This is a genomic window from Salegentibacter lacus (assembly GCF_020164555.1).
Classification (GTDB): domain Bacteria; phylum Bacteroidota; class Bacteroidia; order Flavobacteriales; family Flavobacteriaceae; genus Salegentibacter; species Salegentibacter lacus.
In genome coordinates this window covers 112,949-138,024 of record NZ_JAIQZB010000008.1, presented here as the reverse complement: position 1 = coordinate 138,024, position 25,076 = coordinate 112,949, and the positions used below count along the sequence as shown (strand labels likewise).

Sequence of the window (25,076 nt, the reverse complement as noted above, 5' to 3'; positions counted from 1 at the left end):
TAGGAGACAGTATTATTTAATGTTTCAGTTCGTCACTTGATTTTACTTCACAGGATCCCGATGCACAATTTCCCCCTGCACAGGCAAGTCCGAAAAGGCCCATAGCAGCCGGCCAGGCGCCAAGCGCAATACCAATCCATTCACCTTCCAAAGCACTTTGTACAATTACCCAGCTGCCTATTATGAAGTAGGCGGCCCGAATCCACGTCCAACCGGTAAAAATTCTTTCTTTCATAATTATTAGGAAATTCGGCTATTTAGCCTGGCCCAGCTTCCACCGTTATGAACGTTGGAGAACCCATTAGACTTTAATACACTTTTTCCTGAAGCACTTCGCATACCAGACGCACAACAGGTTATTATTGGCTTATCTTTATCTTTTAGTTTATTAAGATTTGCAGGTAGCGTTTGTAAAGGAATATTTTTAGATCCTTTAATGTGACCGCTTGAAAATTCTGCTTTAGTTCTCACATCTACGATAATTCCACCTTCTTTAAGGAGTTCTTTATAATTGGGAGCTGGTTTTATTCCTAAAAGCTCTTTAAGTTTTGCGATCATACTTATGCTGTTTCAGAGGTTAGATAATTAACTTCAAGCCAGGATCCGCCATTAAGACAATTTATGCCCTGCCCACTTAAAAAATTCTCTGCCTGCCCACTTCTGTTTCCAGAGGCGCAGCATAAGATCAATGGTGCTTTCATTTGTTTCAGTTCTTCTATTCGGTGCGGAACTTCATTAAGAGGAATATTAACTGCTCCGGAAACACTTCCGCTCATAAACTCGCTATGTGTACGTACATCTACTACTGTACCTTCGTTATTTCTAATTATTTCTTCTTTATTCATCTTTTAATTTTTTAATAAACTTATTTTAAAATCAGCGCAAATAACCTACTGATTTCCAGTCGCAAAAATAAATCTAAAGACTGCTACTCACAGTTACTTTTGTTACATAAACAATTAGAAAACAGGGTGAAACAAAATGGGATTCCGATAGTTTAAGCAAAAAATAAATCTTGTTGAGATTAAAAAAAATGGATAAGAGAGGAGGGGAAAAGAGCATATAAAAAAGTTCAGGATGACCTATTAGCCATCCTGAAATTAATATTTGAGAAGTTTCATATTAGAAATCTAAGAAAGCCTTTCGATCACAGTTTTTAGTTTAGAACGTACCTCTTGCGCAATGCCTCCAAGTTCTTCATTTTCTACTGTAGTCATAGAAGCTACAGGATCTACTGCAGCAACTTCAATTTTTCCATCTTCTGTTTCCTGTACAATTACGTTACAGGGCAACATTGTGCCAATCTTGCTTTCAGCAGAAATTGCCTGGTGGGCCATTTTCGGGTTACAGGCACCAAGAATTCTGTATTTTCTGAAATCTACGTCGAGTTTCTTTTTGAAGGTTTCTTTTACATCTATTTCAGTAAGAATACCAAAACCTTCTTCTTTCAATTCTTTAGTTACTTTATCTATTGCCTCCTCGAATGAATCATTGAGGACTTTTGAAAAATAATAGCTCATAATATAAGTTTTTTGATTACTCCTAAAGTTAATTGTTTTCTAGCGTGGTATGAAAAAGGAAATATTAATCTTATGTGAATTTTCGAACAATTTCTCTTCTCACTTATTTTAGAATATGGTCCTGAATCAGCCAGAAATCATCGTTAATTCTTATTTAAAAAATATGGGACTGATTCTTAGAATTTAGCTTTATATATTCCTAGCACTTCTGGCCGGGCCTTACCTCATCTGTCACTCCCAGTTTCTCTAGAATTTTATCCATTAGACACCAGTGAGTAAGGGATGATTGAAGTAGGTTTGCTCCCACAAAAGCGGTAAACCACAACCAGTTAATATTTACATAAACGGCTAAAAGAAGGCTTGCCAACACAAAAGTTCCTGCAATTCCGCGTACAACTCTGTTTTTCATTTTAAACTATTTTTTAGATTAGATATAATTTTCAATGTTCACCACTGCAACCCGTATCGGGTTATTGGTTTCCAGGTTTTTATTAAATTCTAAAACCAGTCCAAACAGTAAATCGATCTGTTCTTTTTCAGTGAAAGAGAAAAACATAAGAGATTCGTTTCCACCTTTTTCTCCCGGAAACCAGCTCATAGTGGCTATAACCGAATTCGAACTTTTATAGCCGTCTATTTCTGAACGACTAAAGGCTTCAATTTTTGCCTTTTTAAAGATGTTGAGAATTTCCTTCTGAAATTCGGCAACACTGGTAACAATTAGTAGTTTCATATTCTGAATTTTTTGAAGTCGGTAAAGAGCTAATGAGGTTTTATTCCTATTCAGCTCTTACCAACTTAATTTTATTTATGATTTTTATTTTCAATCATATAGTAAACCAATGGTACTACCAGTAGGGTTAGAATAGTAGAAACAATGGTTCCTCCCATCAGTGAGATTGCCAGTCCCTGGAAAATAGGGTCAAAGAGAATCACAAAAGCTCCTATTACAACTGTTCCTGCAGTCAACAAGATTGGAGTGGTACGTACAGCACCGGCTTCTATCACTGCTTGTTTCAACGGAATTCCGTCTTCCAGCCGTAGATTCACAAAATCGATAAGCAACACCGAATTTCTAACCATAATTCCTGCAAGGGCTATCATCCCGATAAAGGAAGTTGCGGTAAAGAAAGCTCCCATAATCCAGTGCCCCAGCACGATTCCTATTAGAGAAAGCGGGATAGCCACCATCATCACAATTGGTGCACGGTAATTCTGGAACCAGCCTACGATAAGAATGTAGATAATGAAAATTACTCCCAGAAAGGCTATTCCCAGGTCTCTAAAAACCTCGAGCGTTATCTGCCATTCTCCGTCCCATTTTACGGTATAATCATCTTCCAGTTCTGGTTGTTGCAGGTAAAGTTCATCAAGCTCATAACCGGGAGGAAGATCAATTTCTTTTAATTTCTCTTCCATTCCCAGAATGGCATAAACGGGGCTTTCCAGTTCTCCTGCCATATCGGCCAGCACATAAACCACGCGTTTCTGGTTCTTTCTGAAAATACTATTTTCTTTAACCTTTTCTTCGATTTGAACAAGATCGGCCACACTCACCATTTGTCCGGTTTGGGATACCATCTTGATCTGTGAAATATCTATTGGCGTAGATTTTTCCTTTTCCGCTAAAGCAAGAATGATTTCCACTCTTTGGGTAGCATTTTCATCATATAGGTGTGCAACTGCTCTTTCTCCCAGCGCAGCATTCATTGTATGTACAATTTGCTGCGGAGCAATTCCATAGCGCATTGCTTTTTCCTTGTCTATCTCGAAATGAAATTCAGTCTGATCTGCCTCTACCATCCAGTCTACATCCACCACATCGGGAGTTTCTTCCAGGATGCCCTGGACCTCATCTGCGATTTCTATTTGTTTGTCATAATTGGGTCCGTAAACTTCAGCTACAATGGTAGACATTACAGGAGGTCCCGGTGGCACTTCTACCATCTTGACATTGGCATTAAATTTTGCTGCGATTTTTTGAATATCTGGTCTCAGCAATTTTACAATTTCGTGGCTTTGCTCACTTCTTTCGCTCTTGTCTTTCAGGTTTACTTGAATATCTGCAGTGTTGCTTGCACCTCTCAGGTCGTAATGTCTTACGAGTCCGTTAAAGGTTATTGGAGCAGAAGTACCTACGTAGCTTTGGTAATTCACGACTTCCGGTCGTTGAGACAGGTACTGCCCAATTTCTCTCGAAACCGTTGCGGTTCTTTCCAATGTTGTGCCTTCCGGCATATCTATCACTACCTGAAACTCGTTCTTGTTGTCAAATGGTAACATTTTCACTGCAACCGATTTGGTAAAGAACAAGGCTACTGATCCTAACAACAATAACATAGTGGTACCAAGGAAGATCCAACGAGTTTTTTTATTGTCAATAAGCGGTCTTTCCAGCTTATTATAGATCTTGTAAATGCGGGTCTCCTCGATCTGTTCTGCTGATTCTTCTTCTTTACTATCCTTTCCTTTGCTTTTCTCTCTCAAAAAGATAAGTCCCAGGTAAGGAGTAATAGTAAGAGCCACGAACAAAGAGAGGATCATTGCAATAGAAGCGCCAATAGGCATTGGACTCATATATGGTCCCATTAATCCGCTCACAAAAGCCATTGGCAATACCGAAGCAATCACCGTGAAAGTTGCAAGGATAGTCGGGTTACCCACTTCGTTGATGGCATACAAAGCAGCCTGTTTAAACGGCAGCCGTTTCATCTTGAAATGCCGGTGCATATTTTCAGCTATGATAATAGAATCATCTACCACGATTCCTGTTACAAATACCAGTGCAAAAAGGGTAATTCGGTTAAGTGTATAATCGAGTAAATAATAGCTGAGCAGCGTAAGCGCAAAAGTTACAGGCACCGAAAGGAATACAACCAAACCTCCACGCCAGCCCATTGCAAGCATTACTACCAGGGTAACCGCAATGATAGCCCCTATCAAATGCAGCAGCAATTCTGCTACTTTGTGAGAAGCTGTTTCCCCATAGTTTCGGGTAACCTCTACGTGTACATCATCAGGAATAAGATTTGTCTTCAGGTGTTCTAGTTTATCAATAATCACATCGGCTATTTTCATAGCATCTGCACCTTTGATTTTAGCGACCGAAATGGTGACAGCGGGATATTCGGAAGAGAAATCACTTCCGGCTTCAGAGCCTTTTCCGTAGCCAAAAGAAACGTATTCCTTTGGTAATTCAGGTCCTTCGATCACTTCAGCTATCTGATACAGATAAACCGGCTGTTGCTGCTGAATGCCGATAATGAGGTTCTCTACTTCTTCAGCAGATTTCAGAAAACTTCCGGTGGTTACCAGGAATTCGGTGTCATTTTGGTTAAAGCTTCCTGCGGAAAGCTGCTGGTTACTGGCCTGGATCTTTTCAGAAACACCAAGGAAATCCACTTCACTTGCAGCCATTTTTTCCTTATCCAACACCACACGAAGCTGCTTGCTACGGCCGCCAATCTTGTTGGTAATGGAAACATCTGGTACTTTTTCAATCTCGTGCGTAAGCTCATTGGCAATCTGCCTAAGCTGGTAATCATCATAAGTTTCACTCCATAGCGTGAGGCCAAGAACTGGAACGTCGTCGATGGCACGGGTCTTCACCAGTGGCATAGTGGCACCCTGCGGCATCTGGTCCATATGCTTCATAAGTTCATTATAAAGCTTTACATAGGAGCGTTCAATATCTTCGCCCACCAGGAACTGCACGGTTACCATTCCCTGTTCCTTCATCGAAGTGGAATAGATATATTCTACCCCGGGAATATTAGACACCATTTTCTCAAGCGGTTGTATCACCCGCGATTCAAGTTCTGTGGGGCTTGCACCGGGATAACCAACAAAAATGTCGGCCATTGGCACATCTATTTGGGGTTCTTCTTCTCTGGGGATTAAAAACGAACTGTACACTCCAATGACCATAAAAACGATCATTAGAAGCACCGTAAGTTTAGAATCCATAAAACCTTTGGCAATTTTGCCTGCTAATCCTTCTTTCATTTCGTAGTAGTTTTATTGCTGAAGGCTTACTGAATTTCGAGCCTGGCCCCGTTATATAATTTTCCTTCGGCTGAGGTAATAAAAGACTCCCCAGCACTAAGGCCTGAAAGTACTTCCACCTCATCACCAATGGTTCTGCCAAGTCGCACCCATCTTAAAATGGCTGTGTTTTGCTGGCTTGGTGTATAAATTCCGTGTAGATCCCCGCGGGTTATGAGGGTAGAAGTAGGTATTAAAACTACCTCCCTATTCTCCTTTGCGGTAGTAGGGAATTGAACGCTCGCGTACATTCCCGAGTAGATTTCGGCATCAGTTTCGTTTAGTGCTACTTTTACAAGATACTGTCCTCCTGAATTACTGGCGGAAGTACTAATTTCTGAAACAGTTCCTTTTAAAGTTTCTCCGGATGATTTAACCAGTACATCTACTCCTGTCCCTTGTTCTACTGAAGCTATTTCAGATTCGGGAACACTTGCCTTTACTTCAAAGTTTCCCGGAACTTCAAGGCTAAGTAGTGGCATTCCCGGATTTGCCATATCACCAACTTCCACATTTCTTGCTGTAACCACTCCGCTAAAAGGAGCTACGATGTTGGAATATGCAAACTGTGCATTGATCTCGTTCTTTTGTTGCCTGGCGGCTTCAAGTCGGGCTTTTGCCATTTCATACCTCGCGGTGATGTCATCCATCTCTTTTTGGGTAGCGCTATTATCTTGAAATAAAGAATTGTAGCGCTCAAAATCCTTTTCAGCATTATTAAAAGCTGCTGTGGCTTCTGTGATCCCTGCATTTACTTGCGCCCGCTTTGCTTGTAGGTCGGCATTATTGATTTCGATAAGCAACTGACCTTTTTTTACTTCATCTCCAACATTAGCATTTACCCGGGTGACATAGCCCATATTTCTAGTGCTTAAAGTGGCATTTTCAACGGCTTCTATTTTTCCGCTAAAAGTGAGGAAAGATTGGTTGGATTTGGAAGGAGTTTCTACCGTAACCTCTAACGTATCAGGGTTTTCTACAGTATTTTGTTCAGGCGAGTCTCCGCAACTAAAGAATAGGCTAGTTGCTCCCAAAAGACTCAGGATATATAATTTAGTTTTCATAGAATGACTGTTATTTGATTAAAAAATCGAGTTGTGCCTGTGCGTAATTGTATTCAAAAATAGTTTGTGCGTATTCCAGTTTTTTCTGGGAAAATTGTGCTTCGGCCGTTAGTAGATCACTGGTTTTTTCAAGTCCCTGCTCAAACCTGTTGGAACGTATGCGTAGAGATTCTTCGGCTTGTTCCAATGCCAGACGGGTAAGGTTGAGTTTATTTTCAGCATCCTTTACAGCCCTGCTTGCCCTGTTTTTTTCCATTTTGCTCTTGGAAACATAAGAATCATATTCCAGCCTGGCTTTTTCATAAGTTGCCCGATTTTTCTGAAGTTTACCGAAGCGCTTATAACCTTCAAACACATCCCACTTTAGCTGGATTCCCGCAAGATATCCGTTCGCAGCACCGGCAAAAATTTCATCATCATAAAGCTCATAGCTTCCAAAAGCATTTAAACGGGGCAGGAAAGACATCTTATCTGCCTGCAGCATTTCTCGGTAAGCCTCAGCGGCCAGTTCCATCGCACGAATATCTGCCCGGTCTGGAGAAACAGTTTTAATATTTTCCTGAACAGAAATTGAAACTTCCAGAGGGTCTGTAGGTTCAAAAATAGTATTTACGGGTTCGTTTAAGAGGTACGCCAGGTAGTCGGATGCGTTGATCACATTGCTCTTAGCATACTGCAGCTGATTATTAACTTCAGAAACCCTAATTTCCACAGAAAGCACATCAGATCGTTGCAGGTATCCCTGTTTATAGCTATCGTTAGCCAATTTCTGGTTGGCAAGTGCTGCTTTTTGGGCACTTTCCAGAACAGTAACCGCCTGGTGCGCGAGTTGCAATTGCATATAGGCTTTCTCTACCTCCAGAACCATATGATCTATAGTTCGGTCGGTTTGTAAAGCAGTTGCATCCATCTTCTTTTTAGCCGCTTTTCGCTGGTAGATCCCATCTACATTAATAAGCGGTTGTTCTACTTCAATCTTGGTGGCAAAATTGTTGATCCTTTCGGGGTTGTTTAAGAAATCTGGATTAAAGTCACTCTGCGTAAGAATTTCCTGATTTAGTTTAGAACCAAAAGCCATCAACGGATTGGTAGTGGTGATTCCGGAATGGGATACTGCCACATTTGGCAAAAAGATTGAATTTGTTTGCCGGTAATTTCCACGAGATTCAAGGAATTCCTGTTGTGAAATTTTGATTTCCCTATTGTTTTCCTTTACCAGATGTATGGCTTCGCTTCGGGAAATTGACTTTGTTTCCTGGGCTTGTGTCCACAGACCCGGAAATAAAGCCAACATCATTATTATATATTTGACCTTCATCTTTCGTATATATTTTCCTGATTAAAAGTTTTTAAAGAACCAGAATTTTTCATCCCACCATTTAGAAAAATGTCCCCACTGGGCGGGAGTTTTCATTTTTACATTTTGTTCAGAAAACTTTCCGCCGGTTTCGCTGGCTTTTCCTTCGCCCGCTTCGATAAAATATTTTCCTTCAGGCATAAAAGTTTGATCCGGTTCCTGATTGGCCATTTTTTTGGCAATGTTATGAGCTACGACGGCTCCCTGTTGTCTTGCAAAAACTCCTATTTTTGGAAGTACTGCTCCGTTTTGAGTTATCACGTGTGTGATGTCCCCAATGGCGTAAACATTTTTAAAACTGGTTTCCAAAGTTTTATTATCAACATCCACCCAACCTGAAGTTCCGCTTAAATTGCTTTTTTCGATAACCGCAGGCAATTGATGTTTTGGAGTGTAGGCCAGGAGATCATAAGAATAACTTTCTCCGTTATTGAATTCTAGTGTATTTCCTGAAATAGTTTTCAGCTCGTGATTTGGATAATATTTGATCCCTTTCTTTTCCAGCAATTCTTTTAGTTCTTGTGAAGCTTCAGCTCCCGCGAACTCCATTGGATCCGCTTCAGGAGTATATAGGGAAATTGTGGTGTTTTTTGAGAGCTTGTTTTTCCTTACAAAATCTTCTATGAGCATGGCGGCTTCGTAAGGTGCCGCCGGACTTTTAAACGGCAGTGAAGAAACTAAAATGGCAATTTCGCCTCCGTCAAATTTCTTTAATTCAGAATGAAAATCCTGAGCTCCATTCAGCGTGAAAAAATTATGGCCAAATTGAGCCAGGTTATAAATATCGGCCTGTGCAACTCCCAGCGAAACCACCATATGATCTCCCTGATATTGCTTTCCTTTTACAGTTACTGAAATATTTTGAGGATCTATATTTTCTATTTCACCTTTAATAACCTCTAATCCTGAAGCGTCCAGCTTATCAGTCCGCTCGGTGATCTCTTCCTGTTTACTTTTTCCAACCATCACCCATGGAAGAGAAGGCGAATACACACTGGTTTCCTCTTTTTCAAAAACCAGGATCTTTACCAGGGTGATATCTTCTTCATTACCGCTGCGTTTACTCAATTCCCTGGCAGTTACTATTCCGCCTGTACCGGCTCCTAATACTAAGATCGTTTTCATGAGTGATGATTTTTAAGGTTGATATTGTGGATGCTTATCCTTATAGGTTTAAGTTTTACATGTGTTGGTTGCAGGGTAGAGCCCCAGGTTTCCAGAAACGCTGTAAAACCTTCTTTTAATTTGTATAGTAGCTTGTTCATCATTGAATATTTATATTGTTTGGAAAAATGCTTAAACAATTTTATTTCTGATTTGAGAACAAAATTAGGCAGTGAATGGGCTGTTGGAAGCTACTTTTGTTACAGAGAGAGGGCAATACAGGTGGGACATACAGGAAAATTTAATCTTATAAAATGATATAGATCAGGTTTTCTATTATCTAATTAAAAACATTAATTATTAAACAGGAATACAGAAGGATGGAAAGCTTTCGCCTCAAAAAGTCAATGGAACTCACAGATGTCAACTAAAAAAAACAAAAGTTAGATAATGATATTATTAAATTATTACGACAAAAGTTTGGAAATTATCGATAAAGTGATAGATTAGACAAATCTATTAACCTTTTATTAACCAAACATTTTATTTTTATGAATTTAAAAAATTTCAAATCACTCGCGGTAACAGTAGTAGCTACCGCTTTTTTTGTTTCATGCTCTCAGGACGAGGCGCGGGAACAGCCAATGGATGAAGAATTGGTAGCTCCTTCATCAGCAAATATTATTGAGGGTCAATATATTGTTGTGTTCAACAAGGATATTACTGGAAGTGCTTCTTCCAAATACCCGGAAAGTTATACCAAAGCTCAGGAGGAAGTAGCTAATACTACCAAAAGGGTTTTGAATGATGCTAATATCCCAGAGACCGAGTTAATAGCTGTTTACAGTAAAACTATTAATGGTGCAGCGCTAAAACTTACTCTTAAGCAAGTTGAAGCTTTAAGAGGTAAAAAAGAAATCGCTTTTATAGAAGAAGATCGAATCGTACAATTTGCTCCTCCTTGTGGAACACCAAACGGTGGACCATGTGATGGAGATCCTGGAGATGGTGATACTGGTGGAGGAGATTCTGCTCAGGATGTCCCATACGGAATTGTAAGGGTTAATGGTGTAGCTTCATACACGGGATCTAATGTAGCTTGGGTAATTGATAGTGGAATTGACACCGATCACCCTGATCTTAACGTAGATGCTTCCAGAGGCTTCAATGCTTTTACCTCCGGGAGAGATGGGAAATCTACCGATGATGGAAATGGTCACGGAACACACGTAGCTGGAACTATCGCTGCTTTAAACAACGATTTTGGAGTGGTAGGTGTAGCTCCGGGAGCTGTAGTTGTACCGGTAAAAGTTTTGGATAGTCGAGGTAGTGGTTCTTACTCTGGTGTTATTGCCGGTGTAGATCACGTAGCGGCTTATGGAAGTGCCGGTGATGTTGCCAATATGAGTCTTGGCGGACCAATTTCAGATGCTTTGGATAATGCAGTACTTTCTGCTTCAGAAAACGGAATTATTTTCGCTCTTGCAGCAGGAAATGAAAGTTCTGACGCTAATAACAGTTCTCCCGCTAGAGTGAATGGGCCAAACATTGTAACCATTTCTGCAATGGATGCTAACGATAACTGGGCTTCTTTCTCTAACTACGGAAACCCACCGGTAGATTATGCTGCTCCTGGAGTAGCTGTAAATTCTACCTGGAAAGATGGTGGTTATAATTCAATAAGTGGTACTTCTATGGCTTCACCACATGCTGCCGGAGTTTTATTATTAGGTAGTGCCTCTACAGACGGAACTGTAAATGGAGATCCAGATGGAACTGCAGATGCAATTATTGTTCATTAAAAAATAGCTTAAATATTATTTGTAAAAGCACCGCGAGAGCGGTGTTTTTTTATTCTAAGAGGGTAAATACCCCGAGGCTCGCCTCGTTAGTAAATGTTGTAAAGTTTGACAACGTGTTCTACTAAAATGCATCGTGGGCTTGCCCCCGATGAAATTTACTTAGTTATCATTCGTTTAGGAGTGAAATTGTTCGTTGATAGAAATTCAGAGAACATAATATTAAGTCTGAAGACTATTTGTAAGAATTGTAACTAAACAGTAAAGTTAATTAAATTCAGCGCAATCGACTGATGGCTTGTAAACGCCTGCTCCTTGTTGATAGACTAAAGTTGCGCCTAAATGTCCTACATACATAAGATATCCGGAGCCGATTGTTAATGCAAGAATGCAAAAAAAGGAAAGCAGCTTCTTTTGCTTAGTAATTGTTTGAAACTTTGAGAATTTTAAAAGATCTAAAAGAAGGGAGAAGGTAAAGAGCCAGGCCGTGATATACGCCATATTTTCGTGATCTTTAAGGGCGGTTGGGTCACAAATAGTACGGGAAACAATCCCGTCGGCAAGATCACCGGTATAGATTGCGATCCAAATTCCAATAGTTCCTAATATAAGCAAAACAGTTCCACCTTGTTTCCAAACTTCTTTGATAGAACCCAAGGCAATTAGCTTAAATAAAAAAGCAACGAGTAATAAGGCAATTGGAAAATGAACGGACAAAGGATGAAAAACCTCTGTCCGCCAAAAATCAGGTGACTGATCCATATTACTCCATAATTTTCACTGAAATAGGATCTAAACGTTTTCCTACTTTTTCAACTTCCACTTCAACTTTCTGTCCTTTCTCCAGTTCTGAAAACTCCACAGTATTACCACCTCTGGTTAATTCTGTATTATCTTTAAAATACAGTTCCAAAGTTTTATTGTCATCTGTTTTTACATAGATTTCATCTTTAGAAGGTTCTACTTCTTCTATTGTTCCCTGATAAGTTCCAGATTCAACTACATCTGTACTTTCCCCGCAGGAAACCATAAAAAGAAAAACACTTAAAAAAGCAACGGATTTTAAAATTTTACTAGTCATAAATTTCGTTTTAATTATATTAGTATGTTTATGATAACTTATAAAGTTAATACTAATTAGCATAGATTTCGGGAATCTGCTGTATAAATTAATGGCGTTTTGTTTACTGTACAGGATTTCCACCAAGGGCTTGCAGATATTCTGCCTGGGTTTTTAAATATTTAATCTGAAGATCTAATTGCTCCAGCCTGGCTTCAATAAACCTGGTTTCGCGGGTATTTATTAAAAATATTGAACTTTCTCCAAAATTAAATTTACGCACTTCGGCCTGAAGTAGGGCGTTAGAATCAACAACCATTTGCTCGGTCATCTCAATTTGTTCTAAAAAAGCCTGCAATTGTTGTTCTATAGCATTAATTTTTGCTTGTAACTGGTTGTCTTTTAGACTGAGTTCCAGTTTGGCGTCTTGTAGCTCATATTCGGCTATCTTGAGATCCCCGCGTTCTCTTCTCAGAAATAAAGGCATAGAAAACTTAACACCTGCTTTGTAGGCATTGGCATTAAAGGTTTCAAAATTATCGGGTTCTTCTGAAAGAAAATTATACTCTAAATCTATCTTTGGTAATAGCTGATTAATGCGATAACGCTTTTCTATTTGCAGCGCTTCTATTTTTCGTCTGTAAAATTCTAATTGCGGGTGGGTGTCAAAATTTGCCTCGGGAATTTCAGAAATCAGGGTACTAAAAACTTCATCGGTACCTACCGGCAATACCTGTTCTTGCAAAATAAGGGGTTGATCCTGGTCCCATAGATAAGTTGAAAGTTCCAGCCGTTTTTTTCTAAGTTCTACCGACGCCTGGTTGGCTTGCAACCTACGTTTTTGGATATTTAGACTCGCCTCCACTGTATCTATTCCTGCAATTTCCCCAATTTCGGCCCCGCGCCTAATTCCGCTGTAACGCTCGTTGGCGTTTTCTAAAAAATCTTCAAATATTTTTAATTTCTGGTGGGCTCTTACCCATTCAAAATAGACAAAAGAAGCATCGAGTAGTATATCGTTTATAATCAGTTGCTGTTCAGCTCTGCTTTGCTCCCTATATACCTGTGCTTTGCGTAAACCGGCCATTCGTGAATTAATCCAGAGTCCTTCTCCCAGGGATAAAATGACACCGGCCTGAAATAATCCGGCATCCGGCACCTTGTTTTGTGGATTAACATATGCGCCCTGACTTTGCTGAAAACCGCCTTTTAATTTCAATCCGTACCACATTGGGACTTGAAGTTGAGCATCAAGAAGATCGTAATATTCGGTGCCTTTATATTCCTTTTCTTTATAATCTACCTCAAACCTGGGATCGAAGGCACCTCTTGCCGATTGTACTTCGGCATCGCCTATATTTCTCACCAGTCCGGCCTGGCTAACTACAGGATGCTCACTAATTACTATATCTAAAAATTCGGTATAACTTAGGCTGTCTGTTTGGGCAAACGCCGAAGAACAAATAAAGAATAGAATAGAAAAATAGTGTACTAAGCGCATTTATTAGTCTACTTTTTATTATTACTTTTTGAGGTCTCAGTCTGAGCATTCTCACCCTGTTCATAATAATTAGGTGGGAATCCATTTAAATTTCGCCATAGCTCGTACCAAATAGGGACATTTTCTAAGAGGGCAATGGTTTGAGCACCACTTCCAATTCCTATTTGTTCGGGCCAGAGATTGTCTTCGGTGTCTGGAGCAAGTAAAACCCTGTACTTTCCGTTTTTCGAAATGTAATTTTCTACCGCTACTACTTCTGCACCATAAGTTCCATAAGAAAGGTTTGGCCAACCGCTAAAAATAATTGCAGGCCATCCATCAAATTGAATGCGCACATCTTCACCTACGTGTATTAGTGGCAGGTCTAATGGCCTTACATAGGTTTCTACCGCTATTTGATAGTTAGATGGCATAATGCCCACCAATTGTTCTCCTTGTGAGAATGTCTCGCCTAAACCGGCACGCAAAGCTTTATTTACATAACCATCCTGGGGTGCCAGAATATAATATAAACTGCTACGCTGTTCGTAATTTGAAAGCTGGATTTGAAGCTTGTCAACTTCAGCACGGGTGCCAAATTGGTTACTTTGTGTGGTGAAAATTTCCTGTTGGGTTTTGGAAATTTTATCAGCATATTCAGCTCTAATTCTATTGATCTCGATCTCAGCGTTAATTACCTGGTTTTTGCTTGATAAAAGGTCATTTCGCTGGGCGATGAGCTTTGCCTGGGCTTCCTGTAATTTTAAGCGTCTGGCCTCCAAATCGGTTTGGGAATATAAACCTTCTTCCTGCAAAGTTTGGAGTCTTTCAAATTGTGTTTTCGCAATTTCTACCTGTGTTTGTGCGGCTTCAAGCTTTATGCTGTCGCTTCTTACTTTTAAACGCGCTTGTTCTATCTTGTTAATGGCCTGACTTCGTTTTAATTTCCGTTCCTCTTGCTGTGCTTCTAATTGCTGCCGAAGAGCCCCAATCTTTTCGTCATAAGAGTTGGCCGATTGATTTTTCGCTTCTATCTGGCTGGAAGTTCTATTGATGAGTAAAGGATCAAAATAATCGCTGCTAACTTCAGAAATCCTTAAAATAGTATCTCCTTTATTTACAAAATCCCCTTCATCAATATACCATTGTTCAATACGTCCCGGGATGGGAGATTGAATTGTTTGAGGCCTATGTTCAGGGCTTAAGGTGGTGACATTTCCCGTAGCCCTAATATTCTGAGTCCAGGGTAGAAAGAGAATAATTATGAATAAGATAAATAATCCAATAAGTACATAATTAAAAATCGCATAGTGCTTTCTAAAAAATACGAATTTTCCAGATTTAGTTCCGGTAATATCTATACGCTCGTGTAATTTTTCTTCAGAAATATTCAGCATATCTACAGGGCTTTAACAATTTTACCGTCCTGTAATTCCAGGCGTTCATCACATACTTCTTTCCATAATTTGTCATTGCTGGCTATAATAAGGCTCCATTTATTTTCTGAATCGGTTAAAAACTTTAATAATCTTTTTCTTTCTGAAAGTTCAAATTTCTCAAAAGGTTCCTTTAAAATAAGAATAGAAGGTTTTTTTACAATAGCTCGTGCAATGATTATACGCTTTGATATAAGTGTAGAAAGGTACCTTCCTTCCGGATGAATTTGAGTAAATATTCCATTGGGTTGATCTTTTACATACTCCTTTAGGCCTGAATGTTCTAAAGCCCAATCTATATTCTGATCAGAAATAGAAGTGTCGCCAAAAGTTATGTTTTCCCACAGGGTTCCTTCAAAAGGAATTTCATCGGGTAAATAAGTGCCCAGGTGTTGCCTGTACTCATTTAAAACCAGGGTATGCCTGGCAGTATCGTTAATGTAAATCTTTCCCTGAGTAGGAGTGAAAATACCTGCTATTAATTTTAAAAGACTGGTTCTGCCATTTCCTGCAGGTCCTGTGATGGCTAAAATTTTTCCGGGTTCTAAGGTGACATTAATACCTTTTAAAACCGTGTGGCCTTCGGGTTCAAAAGCTACATCCTTTAGTTCTAGTTTAAGGCCATTTGAAGCATTTATAGTATTCTGATTTTCAAATTCTTCCAGAGGTTTGTCTACTACCTGGCCTAGTTTTTCCAGTGACGTTAAGGTGTCGTAAATATCTTCAAGCCCGCGGATTAATTTTTCTACAGAAGAAATTATCAATAAAATAATGATCTCTGCAGCCACAAATTGACCAATATTCATTTGTTGGTTTAAAACCAGAATACCTCCAATAGCCAATAAACCACCGGCGACAAGAACTTTAAAAATAATAAGCTTAATATATTGGGTCTTAAGCACCCCAAAATGATCTTCTCTTTCTTTTAAATACTTTGCAGTAAGCCTGTCGTTTTTGTCAAGCGCGAGTTTGCTGCGGCCTGAAATTTTAAAGCTTTTTAAATTTCGGGCTATTTCCTGAATCCAATAAGCAACTTCATATTTATGCTTCGATTCATCTAAACTGGTTTTTAAACCTTTTTCAGCGGTAAATTTAAAAACGATGTAAAGGAGTAGAACAAGTAATAATCCGTATAAAATAAAGAATGGGTGATAGAGAGATAATAAGATTACACCAAAGATAATTTGTACCGTAGCTGAAGGCAGATCTAATAAAATTTTACTTACCCCTTTTTGAACCGTTAAGGTGTCGAAAAAACGGTTTGCCAATTCAGGAGGATAAATATTTTGTAAGGCTTCGCTCTTAATTTTTGGAAACCGGTATGAAAATTCGAAGCTTGAACGGGTAAAAATCTTTTGCTGAATATTCTCTGCCAGCCTGAGCTGTAATAATTCAAAAACGCCAACTAAACCTACGGCGAGCGTTACTAAAATTACCAGAATAACCCAGCTGGTACTAACTTTGCCTCCCTGGATTAGATTAACAATAGCCTGGATTCCCAAAGGGACCGCTAAATTTATTAAACCCGCAAAAAGTGCATAGAAAAGTATGTGTTTTACATCGCGCTTATCTAGTTTGAGTAAGTTCCAAAGTCGTTTTACCGGGTTTCCAGGTTTAGTTTTGCTCATTAAGTAATACTATGCCGTTTAAAAGTGATTTTTCCATGATATGCAAAAATAAATCTCAAAAGAATTTTTCATCAGGATTTAATCAAATTTTAACGATTGTTGTCGCAAAATTCTTTGCCCACCGAGCCTGAATTATGTTATTAATTTGGTATGCAAATTTATTGTTTTTCCCGGATTAATGAAGTACTATTTTTTATTTAGATTAAGCCTTATGCCTTCTTTTTTTCCTGCTGTTTTAACGTGTAGTTCTCCGGGATCTTGATTTCCCTTTATTTCTAGTTCAAATTCTGAACGTGGCGCTAAAACAAAGGGTAGGCTTTTCTTATTTATAAGACTAAAGCCATCGCTAATGCTTATCTCGGTAATAATAATGGCCTGGTTGCCTCCTTTATGGGAAATTCTTACACTTTTTGTTTCTTCTTTTGGAAAATTAAGATTGTCGGCTGAAGCTTTTAGTGAGCCAGCTAGGATAGCTTCGGTGCTGAAATTAAGGGAATTATCTTTTGAGAAAACTTCAAAAGAATTTAGTTCAGGACCGCCACCGCGATTCCCACTACCGGCACCAATAATAATTTGTTTATTAATGGTGATAGCCTGGGTACCGTGCCTGCCTTGTTTTAAAGGTGGTAAACTGTCCCATTTTCCCTTGGCGAGATCATAAATTTCAGCTTCATTGTGCGCAGCTTCCTGGGTGTCACTTTCACCGCCCAAAATAACCGGATTATTATCTAAAAGTCCAATTGCAGTGCCGCCCCTGGGAGTAGGGATTTCAGTAATAGATTTCCATTTTTCAGCATCAAAATCATAGATATCGGTAGGTTTTACCGTGCCTGCAAATCCGTTGCCTTCAACACTTCCCGATTTTCTTCCACCGGCAACAAAAAGTATATTTTCAGTTATTACAGCCTGAAAGTGATCTCGTTCATTAGGCGAATCAGGAAGTTTTTTCCATTCATTTTTATAAACATCATATTCATCAAACCAGTTAACCCAACCTGAGGTATGGCCATTCCTAATTCCATTTATCAAATAGATTTTTTTATCCTTTACCGCAACCCCCGCGGCACCACGCCTTCTGTCTTCGGGAATTTCCGGGCCTTTAATCCAGAGATCTTCCAGCGGATCGTAGATATAAATATTGGGAATAGGATCTTCATCTGGCCAGCCGCCAGTAAAAGCACCTAAAACATAAACAAGTCCGTCGAGGCTAACCGCCTGGGTATGATGAATTTCAAGGGGAGGTTGAGCGCCTTTTTTCCAGATTTGGTTTTCGGTGTCATAGATATCAATGGGTTTATTACCACGACCTCCAATTAAAATAAAACGCTTTCCCGCCTGTACAAAGGCATTTTCGTGGCGCTCTTGTGCTTCTCCATTAGCTGGAAGCTTTTTCCAGGATTGAGAGTTAAGGTTAATTATCGAAAAACAAAAGATGCTTAGTAAAAGGTATTTTTTCATCATATTAATACTTTATCATAAATATAGGGCTTCTAACAAAACACTAAGGTAGGTTTAACCAAGCCTTAACTGCTTTAGATTCCCCTTTTTAATATGTTGCAGGGTCTAACCATAAAACCTAAATTATGAAACTGAAAGCTTTATTCTTGAATTGTACCTTAAAAAAATCTCCTAAAACCTCTAATACCGAAGCCTTTATTGAAGAAGCCGAAAAGGTTTTTAAAGATCTGGATGTTTCTACTGAGATTGTTCGTGTAGTAGATCATGAAGTTCATTTTGGAGTTACCTCTGATGAAAAAAATGGAGATGAATGGCCTGAGATTTTAAAGAAAGTTAAGGCCGCCGATATTTTAATAATTGCAACTCCAATTTGGCGGGGTGATCGCGGTGCAGTTGCCAAGATGGTTGCCGAGCGGTTTGACGGAATTATGGAAGAGGGAAGCGAAGAAAACGGCCAGTTCCCAACTTATAACAAAGTTGCCGGAGTAATGGTAGATGGTAATGAAGACGGTGCTAAAAAAGCGATTTCCAGTATGGTTTTTGACCTTTCGGAACATGGGTTTACCGTTCCTGTTAACGGATTCTGTTACTACGTGGGTGAAGCCGGTCCCGGCCCAAGTTATATTGAAGCAGAAGGGAATAAACACGAATTCACCAATAATATGATGTTGCTTATGGCGCACAACCTGGTACATTTAGCAAAGACCTTAAAAGAGAATCCGTATCCAACCGATGTTAAGAAGCTGGAAGAGAAGGCTAAGAAGATGAGTAAATAGGAAACAGTTTGGATAATTTATAGAAAGCTCTTAAGATTTTTCTTAAGGGCTTTTTCTAATCTAAAGAATTTCGGGTTACCCAGGATTTCCAGCCAATAATGGCCATTTGTACTTTACTGGCTTTTCTAAGATCCAGTTCTTTCTTAGTGTAATTGGGCAGAACTTTCTTATTAAGTTTAGAAAGTGCTTTAAAAATCTTCTTTTTCATTGTTGGTTGGTTTACTCGATAATCGAGATCTAAATGCTCGGAGGATAGACTCAAAATGAATATTATTTTCTTAGCGTAATTCGTGAGTATGCTCCAAGCCAATTACTTCAAAGATATTGAAAATCAAGCAAAAGAAAAAGGCAGGGAATGAGCCTGCCTTTTAATTCAAATTACAATGAAAAACGAAAATTATTCTTTGATTTCTTTTTTGGTAGTAATTTCTATAGCTCCATAATCGGCTTTATTGCCATACTTTTCAATTGCACCTTCACCTTTTAGAACATTTATTCTTTCAATATTCTGAGGATCAATTTCCTTTAGAGTAGTTTCATTTGCCTTTTTGCCATCAATAATTACTAACGGTCTATTTTTTTCCTCGTCGTTAAGGTAAAAATTGATTTTTTCGTCAGGTTCTTTATTCCATTGAAATGCATTGATATCTTCTCCCGTCTGGAAACTAAGTCCTCCCTTTATAATTTCATAATCGGTTTTCTTTTGAAATCTCTGAATTCCAATTGAATATCCTTTCCCTTTTTTAGTATCTTCTTTTTTAGATTTATCCAAAACCTTGGTAGTAATGATCACCGCACCGTCTTTTGCATCTTCGCCATACAGCGAAGTAGCGCTTTCTCCTTTTAATACGTTTACACTCTCAATCAGTTTTGGATCGATAAGGCCTATAATCTCTTTTTTACTTTTTTCACCATTTAAAATATAAATTGGATTTCCAGGGATCTCCTTAGGATCTGTGGAGGCTTGTACTAACTTTTTGTTTTTGGTTTTTTTCTTCTCCTTGAAATTAGTTTCCAGGGAAATTAAACTCGGTGATTTGCCATATTCTATTTGCAGAAATTCTCGTTTAGCTTCAGAATTTTCCTTATCAATTTTTTTAAATTCTTTCTGTAAATCATCTATAATCCTGGCACTCTTTGTAATAATAGCTCCATCCTGCGCTTCAGTTCCAAATTTTGTTTTTGCTTCTTCAGCCAGGAAAATACTGATTCCTCCATCGGAAATATCCAGATATTTCCCGTCTAATTCTTTAGAAGTATATTTTTTCCCATCTATAACATATAAGGGATGTTTACCAAGCTTGCCTAAAAGACTTCCGTTAGAAGAAATAGCTCCTTTTCCCATAAGGGTGTTGGCTTTTCTAAAACCGGTTTCTTTTTTATCTGTAAAGATTTCAAAAGATTCAACTCCTTCTGAATTACTGGCCGAGAAAACACCCGTTTCGTTGGTTTTTTTGTTTAAGAATGAAACTTTTATACTGGTAAGTATTTCACTGGAATATTCAAGTTCGGAAAACTCAAGTTCAATATCAAATTTCTCAAAAACCTTAGAAATTCTCTCTAAACTTTCTTGCTTAGAAAATTTTGTAATAACCGATGAAACCGATTTATTTACCTGAACACCTTCTACCGTATATTCAGATTTTTTTGTTTGCGCTTCAGTCTTTACATTAAAAGCGAGCATAAAAGCCAGGACTAAAGGAAAAACAAGGCTTATTTTCCATAGACTAGAGGTTTGAGATGATTTTTTATTCAGCATAAGAATTCGTTTTTTAATAAATGATTGATAAAAATGATTGGTAAGCGCTGGTTGTAAATTTGCGATAGAAACCTTTACCAGGGTTTGTTGATACGATTTTTTAGCTCCCGAAATAGCTACCGTTTCCCTGTCGGCGATATATTCCAGGTTTTGTTCCACGCTTTTTTTATACAACCAGCTTAAAGGGTTAAACCAGAGTAGGGCAGTGGTGAGGTTGGCGATTAGTATATCTACAGAATGCCATTGCGCTGCGTGTATTTTTTCGTGATGCAGAATCATTATCAGATCTTTTTCTGAATGGGCTGTAGGATTGTAAACGATGAATTTGAAGAAGGAAAACGGACTTACTGTAGCTTCGGTTTTGAGGAAGTTAAAACCTTCAGCTTTGTAAACAGTGCTTCGATTAATGAGTTTCTGAATTTTGAAAAGCTGAACAAAAATCCTAAATAAGAAAAATGCAGTAATAAGAAAATAAATAAACCCCAAAACTTCCCAAATCCCAAAGTTTGAAACTAAATCTTCTGAAGAAGCATTTGTATTTACAGGAATTTTGTTGAAAGAAAAGTTATTTGCTTCAACAATTACTTTTCGTGTAAAGTAAATTGCTGGTAAAAAGGCAGATGCAAAAATGCCGCTAAGTAAAAATTTGCGGTTTACCTGAAAATTAGTTTCATTCTTTAACAAGAAAATATAGACCAGGTAAAAAATACTCAATAAGCTGGCACCTTTAAGAAGATAGATTAGGAATGCTTCCATAGATTATTCCTTTTTATCCTTTTCTATAATCTCAAGGATTTCCCGAAGCTCATCGGCGCTAATTTTTTCCTCTTTAGCGAAAAAGGAAACCATACTTTTATATGAGTTATCAAAAAATCTTTTTGAGGTTAAACTCATAATATGCTTCCTGTATTTTTCTTTGGTAATTACAGGGTAATATTGATGGGTGTTCCCATAAGCCTCGTGAGCTACAAAACCTTTATCTTCTAAATGTCTTACAATAGTAGAAACCGTATTGTAATGCAATTTTTTGTCCTGGATATGTGGTATTATCTGCTTTACAAAGGCTTTCTCCAATTGCCAGAGAATGCGCATTACTTCCTCTTCTTTATTAGTTAATCGTTTCATTTTAATTTGTTTGGTTATTTCAAATATAACGTAAAAAATAGTTAGCGTACTAATTTAATAGTTTATTTTTGATTTATGATGCTTTTAAGTTTAGCTCATAGGATTATTTTATCTTCGCAAAAAAAAACTTTAGATGAGCATTGTTTTTATTCTTATTGGGCTTGTGTTACTAGTGGTAGGTGGGGAATTTTTAGTGCGAGCTTCAGTAGCTTTATCATTTAAATTCAATATTTCCCGAATGGTAATAGGGTTGACAGTGGTTTCTTTCGCTACTTCGGCTCCCGAACTTCTGGTGAGTTTACAAGCTGCATTAAGCGGTTTTTCTGATATTGCCTTAGGAAATGTAATAGGTTCTAACATTGCCAATTTAGGTTTGGTATTGGGAATTACTGCAATAATAACCTCTATTTCTGTAGACAGGGAGTTTTATAGGTTTAACTGGCCGGCCATGATGCTTTTCTCTATTGTACTTTATTATTTTTTAAGTACAGGTGGGAATATTTCTCGTTTAGAAGGACTCTTTTTGTTTATAGGTCTTATCGTTTTTCTAATTTTATTGATAAGAAGATCCCGTAGAAAAACTGAAATCGCAGTGGAAGGAATAGACGATTCTCTAAAGCAAACTTCTAATTTTAAAATGATTCTATGGTTAGTAATAGGAGGCGTGGCTCTTTGGGGAGGGTCGGAGTTGCTGGTAGATGGCGCCGTAGATCTTGCTACTATGTTAGGAGTGAGTGAAAGGGTAATCTCGGTTACTATGATCGCTATAGGCACGAGTGTACCGGAACTAGCAGCTTCGGTTATTGCAGCATTAAAAAAGGAAAAAGCACTTTCCCTTGGGAACCTTATAGGATCTAATATTTTTAATATCGCTTCGGTTTTAGGAATCACTGCGATGATTCAACCTATTTATATTCAGTCAGATCAGATACTCACAAATGACATTTTCTGGATGATTGGTATCGCTTTTGCCATTGCACCTTTAGCTTTTCTTCCAAAAAGGTTTCTTTTCAACAGATACAAAGGTGTGATTTTATTCGTGAGCTATGTTATTTTTACGGGTCTTGCATTTTTGGGTTAATTTTAAGGGGGTGTATTAAGAAATACATAAAAATTCAAATCAGGGTGGTAATATTTTACGGGGTGTCTGTAAAAATACATACATTTGGTAGCTGAAATTCAAAATTTATCAAACAACACCAATATGTCAACATTACGATTTGCAGCTTTAAAAGAAACCATGAACCGCAAGCCGGTTAAAATTAAAGAGCCGGCCCGAAGGTCTGAGCTTTTTGGAACAAATGTGTTTAACGAAGCCTCCATGAAGCAATACCTTACCAAGGAAGCTTACGAGAATGTGATGGAAGCTATAAAAACCGGGAAGAAAATTGACCGTAGAGTGTCAGACCATATTTCTACCGGAATGAAAGAATGGGCCATTGCAAAAGGGGCAACCCATTATACGCACTGGTTTCAACCATTAACCGGAGCAACTGCAGAAAAACACGATGCCTTTTTTGAAACTCAGGCTGATGGTAGTGCAATAGAGAAATTTGGTGGTGGGGCCCTGGTACAACAAGAGCCAGATGCCTCAAGTTTCCCGAGTGGAGGAATTAGAAATACTTTTGAAGCCCGTGGTTATACTGCGTGGGATCCTACTTCTCCAGCTTTTATTTGGGGAACTACCCTTTGTATTCCTACAATCTTCGTTTCTTATACAGGTGAAGCTTTAGATTATAAAACACCGCTATTAAGAGCACTGCAGGCTGTAGACCAGGCTGCAACTTCAGTAGCTAAATATTTTGATAAAAATGTTACTAAAGTTAATGCAACTTTAGGCTGGGAACAGGAATATTTCCTTATCGATTCAGCTTTAGCGGCAACGCGTCCCGACCTTACATTGGCAGGGCGCACTTTATTGGGTCATTCTCCCGCAAAAGGACAACAATTAGATGATCATTACTTTGGTTCAATTCCATCAAGGGTATTGGCTTATATGCGTGATTTGGAAATTGAGTGTATGAAACTTGGTATTCCAGTAAAAACACGCCATAACGAGGTGGCGCCAAACCAATTTGAACTGGCACCTATTTTTGAAGAAGGTAACCTTGCCGTAGACCATAATTCATTACTTATGGATATTATGAGCAAAATTGCCGAAAAACACCATTTTAAAGTAATTCTGCACGAAAAACCATTCGCTGGAATAAACGGTAGTGGTAAGCATAATAACTGGTCTTTATCTACAGATACCGGTATCAACCTGTTGGGGCCGGGTTCTACACCAATGAAGAACCTTCAGTTTTTAACCTTCTTTATAAACAGTATTAAGGCGGTACATGATAACGAAGAACTTTTGAGGGCTGCAATTGCAAGTGCATCTAACGATCACAGGTTGGGAGCAAACGAAGCACCACCGGCAATTATTTCTGCATATATTGGTTCTCAGTTAACAGAGGTGCTGGATGAATTGGAAAAAGTAACCGACGGGAAGTTATCTCCACAAGAGAAAACAGAACTTAAACTTAATGTAGTAGGTAAAATTCCGGAAATTCTTCTGGATAATACAGATCGTAACCGTACTTCTTCTTTTGCCTTCACAGGTAATAAATTTGAATTTAGAGCAGTTGGTTCTACCGCGAACTGTGCTAATCCAATGACGGTACTAAACACCATTATGGCCAAGCAGCTAAAAGACTTCAAAGCTGAAGTTGATGAGTTGATTAAAGGCAAGAAAATGAAAAAGGATGATGCCATCTTTAATGTGCTTAGGGATTACATCAAGAAATCTAAGAATATTCGTTTTGAAGGTGATGGTTATGGTGAGGCCTGGGAAAAAGAAGCTAAAAAACGTGGCTTAAGTAATAACAGGACTACGCCACAGGCATTAAAAGCACAGGTTTCTGAGAAAACAATCGCTCTTTATGAAGAGATGAAAGTGATGAACAAAGTGGAACTGGAAGCCCGTCACGAAATTGAGCTTGAAGACTACGCGATGCGAATCCAGATTGAAGGAAGAATCCTTGGGGATATTGCCAGAAATCATGTAATCCCAACAGCGGTTCGTTACCAGAATATTCTTATTGAGAACGTAGAAGGCTTGAAGCATATTTATAATGAGGATTTCAAGAAGCATTCTAACGAGCAATTAGAAATAATTGAAGAGATCTCTGCGCACATTGCTAAAATTAATAGTGGAGTTAAAGCTATGATCGAGGCCAGGAAGGTTGCCAATAAGATAGAAGACTCTGAAAAACGTGCTTTTGCTTATTGTGACGATGTTAAGCCTTATTTTGATGAAATAAGATATCACTGTGATAAATTAGAACTTCTTATAGATGATGAGCTTTGGCCATTAACTAAATATAGAGAATTGCTTTTTACCAAATAGTTTAAAGAATTAGATAAATACCTAAAAACCACGTGTGCTAAACACGTGGTTTTTTGTTTATATAGAAATAAGTAA

General features: G+C 38.4%; 23 protein-coding genes. 4 read left to right on the top strand and 19 right to left on the bottom strand.

The window, feature by feature from the left end:
* Window positions 1-16: 16 nt before the first annotated feature.
* The 10 genes from LB465_RS08400 to LB465_RS08355 form a co-directional block, all read right to left on the bottom strand.
* A complete protein-coding gene (locus LB465_RS08400; RefSeq protein WP_224469222.1) occupies window positions 17-235 on the bottom strand; it encodes a hypothetical protein in 219 nt (72 codons plus the stop codon).
* Between the two features lie 5 nt (window positions 236-240).
* Window positions 241-558: a rhodanese-like domain-containing protein gene (locus tag LB465_RS08395; protein WP_224469219.1), complete on the bottom strand. Its 318-nt coding sequence runs from the start codon at window positions 556-558 to the stop codon at window positions 241-243.
* 2 nt (window positions 559-560) lie between these two features.
* Entirely contained in the window at window positions 561-845 is a 285-nt protein-coding gene (locus tag LB465_RS08390) for a rhodanese-like domain-containing protein (protein WP_224469217.1), read from the bottom strand.
* Between the two features lie 285 nt (window positions 846-1,130).
* Window positions 1,131-1,520: a DUF302 domain-containing protein gene (locus tag LB465_RS08385; RefSeq protein WP_224469214.1), complete on the bottom strand. Its 390-nt coding sequence runs from the start codon at window positions 1,518-1,520 to the stop codon at window positions 1,131-1,133.
* Between the two features lie 199 nt (window positions 1,521-1,719).
* Window positions 1,720-1,929, bottom strand: a complete 210-nt coding sequence (locus LB465_RS08380; protein ID WP_224469212.1) for a YgaP family membrane protein — start codon at window positions 1,927-1,929, stop codon at window positions 1,720-1,722.
* A gap of 18 nt (window positions 1,930-1,947) precedes the next feature.
* On the bottom strand, window positions 1,948-2,253 hold the full coding sequence (locus LB465_RS08375) for a hypothetical protein (protein WP_224469210.1): 306 nt from the start codon (window positions 2,251-2,253) through the stop codon (window positions 1,948-1,950).
* A gap of 71 nt (window positions 2,254-2,324) precedes the next feature.
* Window positions 2,325-5,525 carry an efflux RND transporter permease subunit gene (locus LB465_RS08370; protein ID WP_224469208.1) on the bottom strand — a complete coding sequence of 1,067 codons (3,201 nt, stop codon included), beginning with the start codon at window positions 5,523-5,525 and terminating at the stop codon, window positions 2,325-2,327.
* 26 nt (window positions 5,526-5,551) lie between these two features.
* Window positions 5,552-6,628 (bottom strand): efflux RND transporter periplasmic adaptor subunit, encoded by a 1,077-nt coding sequence (locus LB465_RS08365; protein WP_224469206.1) that lies wholly within the window; start codon window positions 6,626-6,628, stop codon window positions 5,552-5,554.
* Window positions 6,629-6,638: 10 nt separating this feature from the next.
* Window positions 6,639-7,946, bottom strand: coding sequence for a TolC family protein (locus LB465_RS08360; protein ID WP_224469204.1), 1,308 nt, complete (start codon window positions 7,944-7,946; stop codon window positions 6,639-6,641).
* A 21-nt stretch (window positions 7,947-7,967) separates the two neighbouring features.
* Window positions 7,968-9,110 (bottom strand): NAD(P)/FAD-dependent oxidoreductase, encoded by a 1,143-nt coding sequence (locus tag LB465_RS08355; protein ID WP_224469202.1) that lies wholly within the window; start codon window positions 9,108-9,110, stop codon window positions 7,968-7,970.
* 530 nt (window positions 9,111-9,640) lie between these two features.
* On the opposite strand from LB465_RS08355, the gene LB465_RS08350 reads away from it, so the two are divergent.
* Window positions 9,641-10,891: a S8 family serine peptidase gene (locus LB465_RS08350; protein ID WP_224469200.1), complete on the top strand. Its 1,251-nt coding sequence runs from the start codon at window positions 9,641-9,643 to the stop codon at window positions 10,889-10,891.
* A 264-nt stretch (window positions 10,892-11,155) separates the two neighbouring features.
* Here LB465_RS08350 and LB465_RS08345 read toward each other — a convergent pair whose 3' ends face one another.
* The 6 genes from LB465_RS08345 to LB465_RS08320 all read right to left on the bottom strand — a co-directional run bounded on the left by LB465_RS08345 (window position 11,156) and on the right by LB465_RS08320 (window position 17,953).
* The gene (locus tag LB465_RS08345; RefSeq protein ID WP_224469198.1) at window positions 11,156-11,650 is read right to left on the bottom strand and encodes a DUF2231 domain-containing protein; all 495 of its coding nucleotides are present in this window, start codon (window positions 11,648-11,650) and stop codon (window positions 11,156-11,158) included.
* A gap of 1 nt (window position 11,651) precedes the next feature.
* The gene (locus LB465_RS08340; protein WP_224469196.1) at window positions 11,652-11,969 is read right to left on the bottom strand and encodes a hypothetical protein; all 318 of its coding nucleotides are present in this window, start codon (window positions 11,967-11,969) and stop codon (window positions 11,652-11,654) included.
* Between the two features lie 103 nt (window positions 11,970-12,072).
* Entirely contained in the window at window positions 12,073-13,449 is a 1,377-nt protein-coding gene (locus LB465_RS08335) for a TolC family protein (protein WP_224469194.1), read from the bottom strand.
* Window positions 13,450-13,457: 8 nt separating this feature from the next.
* A complete protein-coding gene (locus LB465_RS08330) occupies window positions 13,458-14,825 on the bottom strand; it encodes an HlyD family secretion protein (protein WP_224469191.1) in 1,368 nt (455 codons plus the stop codon).
* A gap of 2 nt (window positions 14,826-14,827) precedes the next feature.
* On the bottom strand, window positions 14,828-16,492 hold the full coding sequence (locus tag LB465_RS08325) for a peptidase domain-containing ABC transporter (protein ID WP_224469189.1): 1,665 nt from the start codon (window positions 16,490-16,492) through the stop codon (window positions 14,828-14,830).
* Between the two features lie 186 nt (window positions 16,493-16,678).
* Window positions 16,679-17,953, bottom strand: a complete 1,275-nt coding sequence (locus LB465_RS08320) for a Kelch repeat-containing protein (RefSeq protein WP_224469187.1) — start codon at window positions 17,951-17,953, stop codon at window positions 16,679-16,681.
* A 122-nt stretch (window positions 17,954-18,075) separates the two neighbouring features.
* Here LB465_RS08320 and LB465_RS08315 point away from each other — a divergent pair, with 122 nt between their 5' ends.
* On the top strand, window positions 18,076-18,726 hold the full coding sequence (locus LB465_RS08315) for a flavodoxin family protein (RefSeq protein ID WP_224469184.1): 651 nt from the start codon (window positions 18,076-18,078) through the stop codon (window positions 18,724-18,726).
* 55 nt (window positions 18,727-18,781) lie between these two features.
* Here LB465_RS08315 and LB465_RS08310 read toward each other — a convergent pair whose 3' ends face one another.
* The 3 genes from LB465_RS08310 to LB465_RS08300 form a co-directional block, all read right to left on the bottom strand.
* On the bottom strand, window positions 18,782-18,934 hold the full coding sequence (locus LB465_RS08310; protein WP_224469182.1) for an SsrA-binding protein: 153 nt from the start codon (window positions 18,932-18,934) through the stop codon (window positions 18,782-18,784).
* Window positions 18,935-19,123: 189 nt separating this feature from the next.
* Window positions 19,124-21,241, bottom strand: a complete 2,118-nt coding sequence (locus LB465_RS08305; protein ID WP_224469180.1) for a M56 family metallopeptidase — start codon at window positions 21,239-21,241, stop codon at window positions 19,124-19,126.
* Window positions 21,242-21,244: 3 nt separating this feature from the next.
* Window positions 21,245-21,610 carry a BlaI/MecI/CopY family transcriptional regulator gene (locus LB465_RS08300; RefSeq protein WP_224469178.1) on the bottom strand — a complete coding sequence of 122 codons (366 nt, stop codon included), beginning with the start codon at window positions 21,608-21,610 and terminating at the stop codon, window positions 21,245-21,247.
* Between the two features lie 133 nt (window positions 21,611-21,743).
* Between LB465_RS08300 and LB465_RS08295 the strand changes: the two genes are divergently transcribed.
* Window positions 21,744-22,691, top strand: coding sequence for a calcium/sodium antiporter (locus LB465_RS08295; RefSeq protein ID WP_224469175.1), 948 nt, complete (start codon window positions 21,744-21,746; stop codon window positions 22,689-22,691).
* A gap of 123 nt (window positions 22,692-22,814) precedes the next feature.
* The gene (locus tag LB465_RS08290; protein ID WP_224469172.1) at window positions 22,815-25,001 is read left to right on the top strand and encodes a glutamine synthetase III family protein; all 2,187 of its coding nucleotides are present in this window, start codon (window positions 22,815-22,817) and stop codon (window positions 24,999-25,001) included.
* Window positions 25,002-25,076 lie beyond the last annotated feature (75 nt).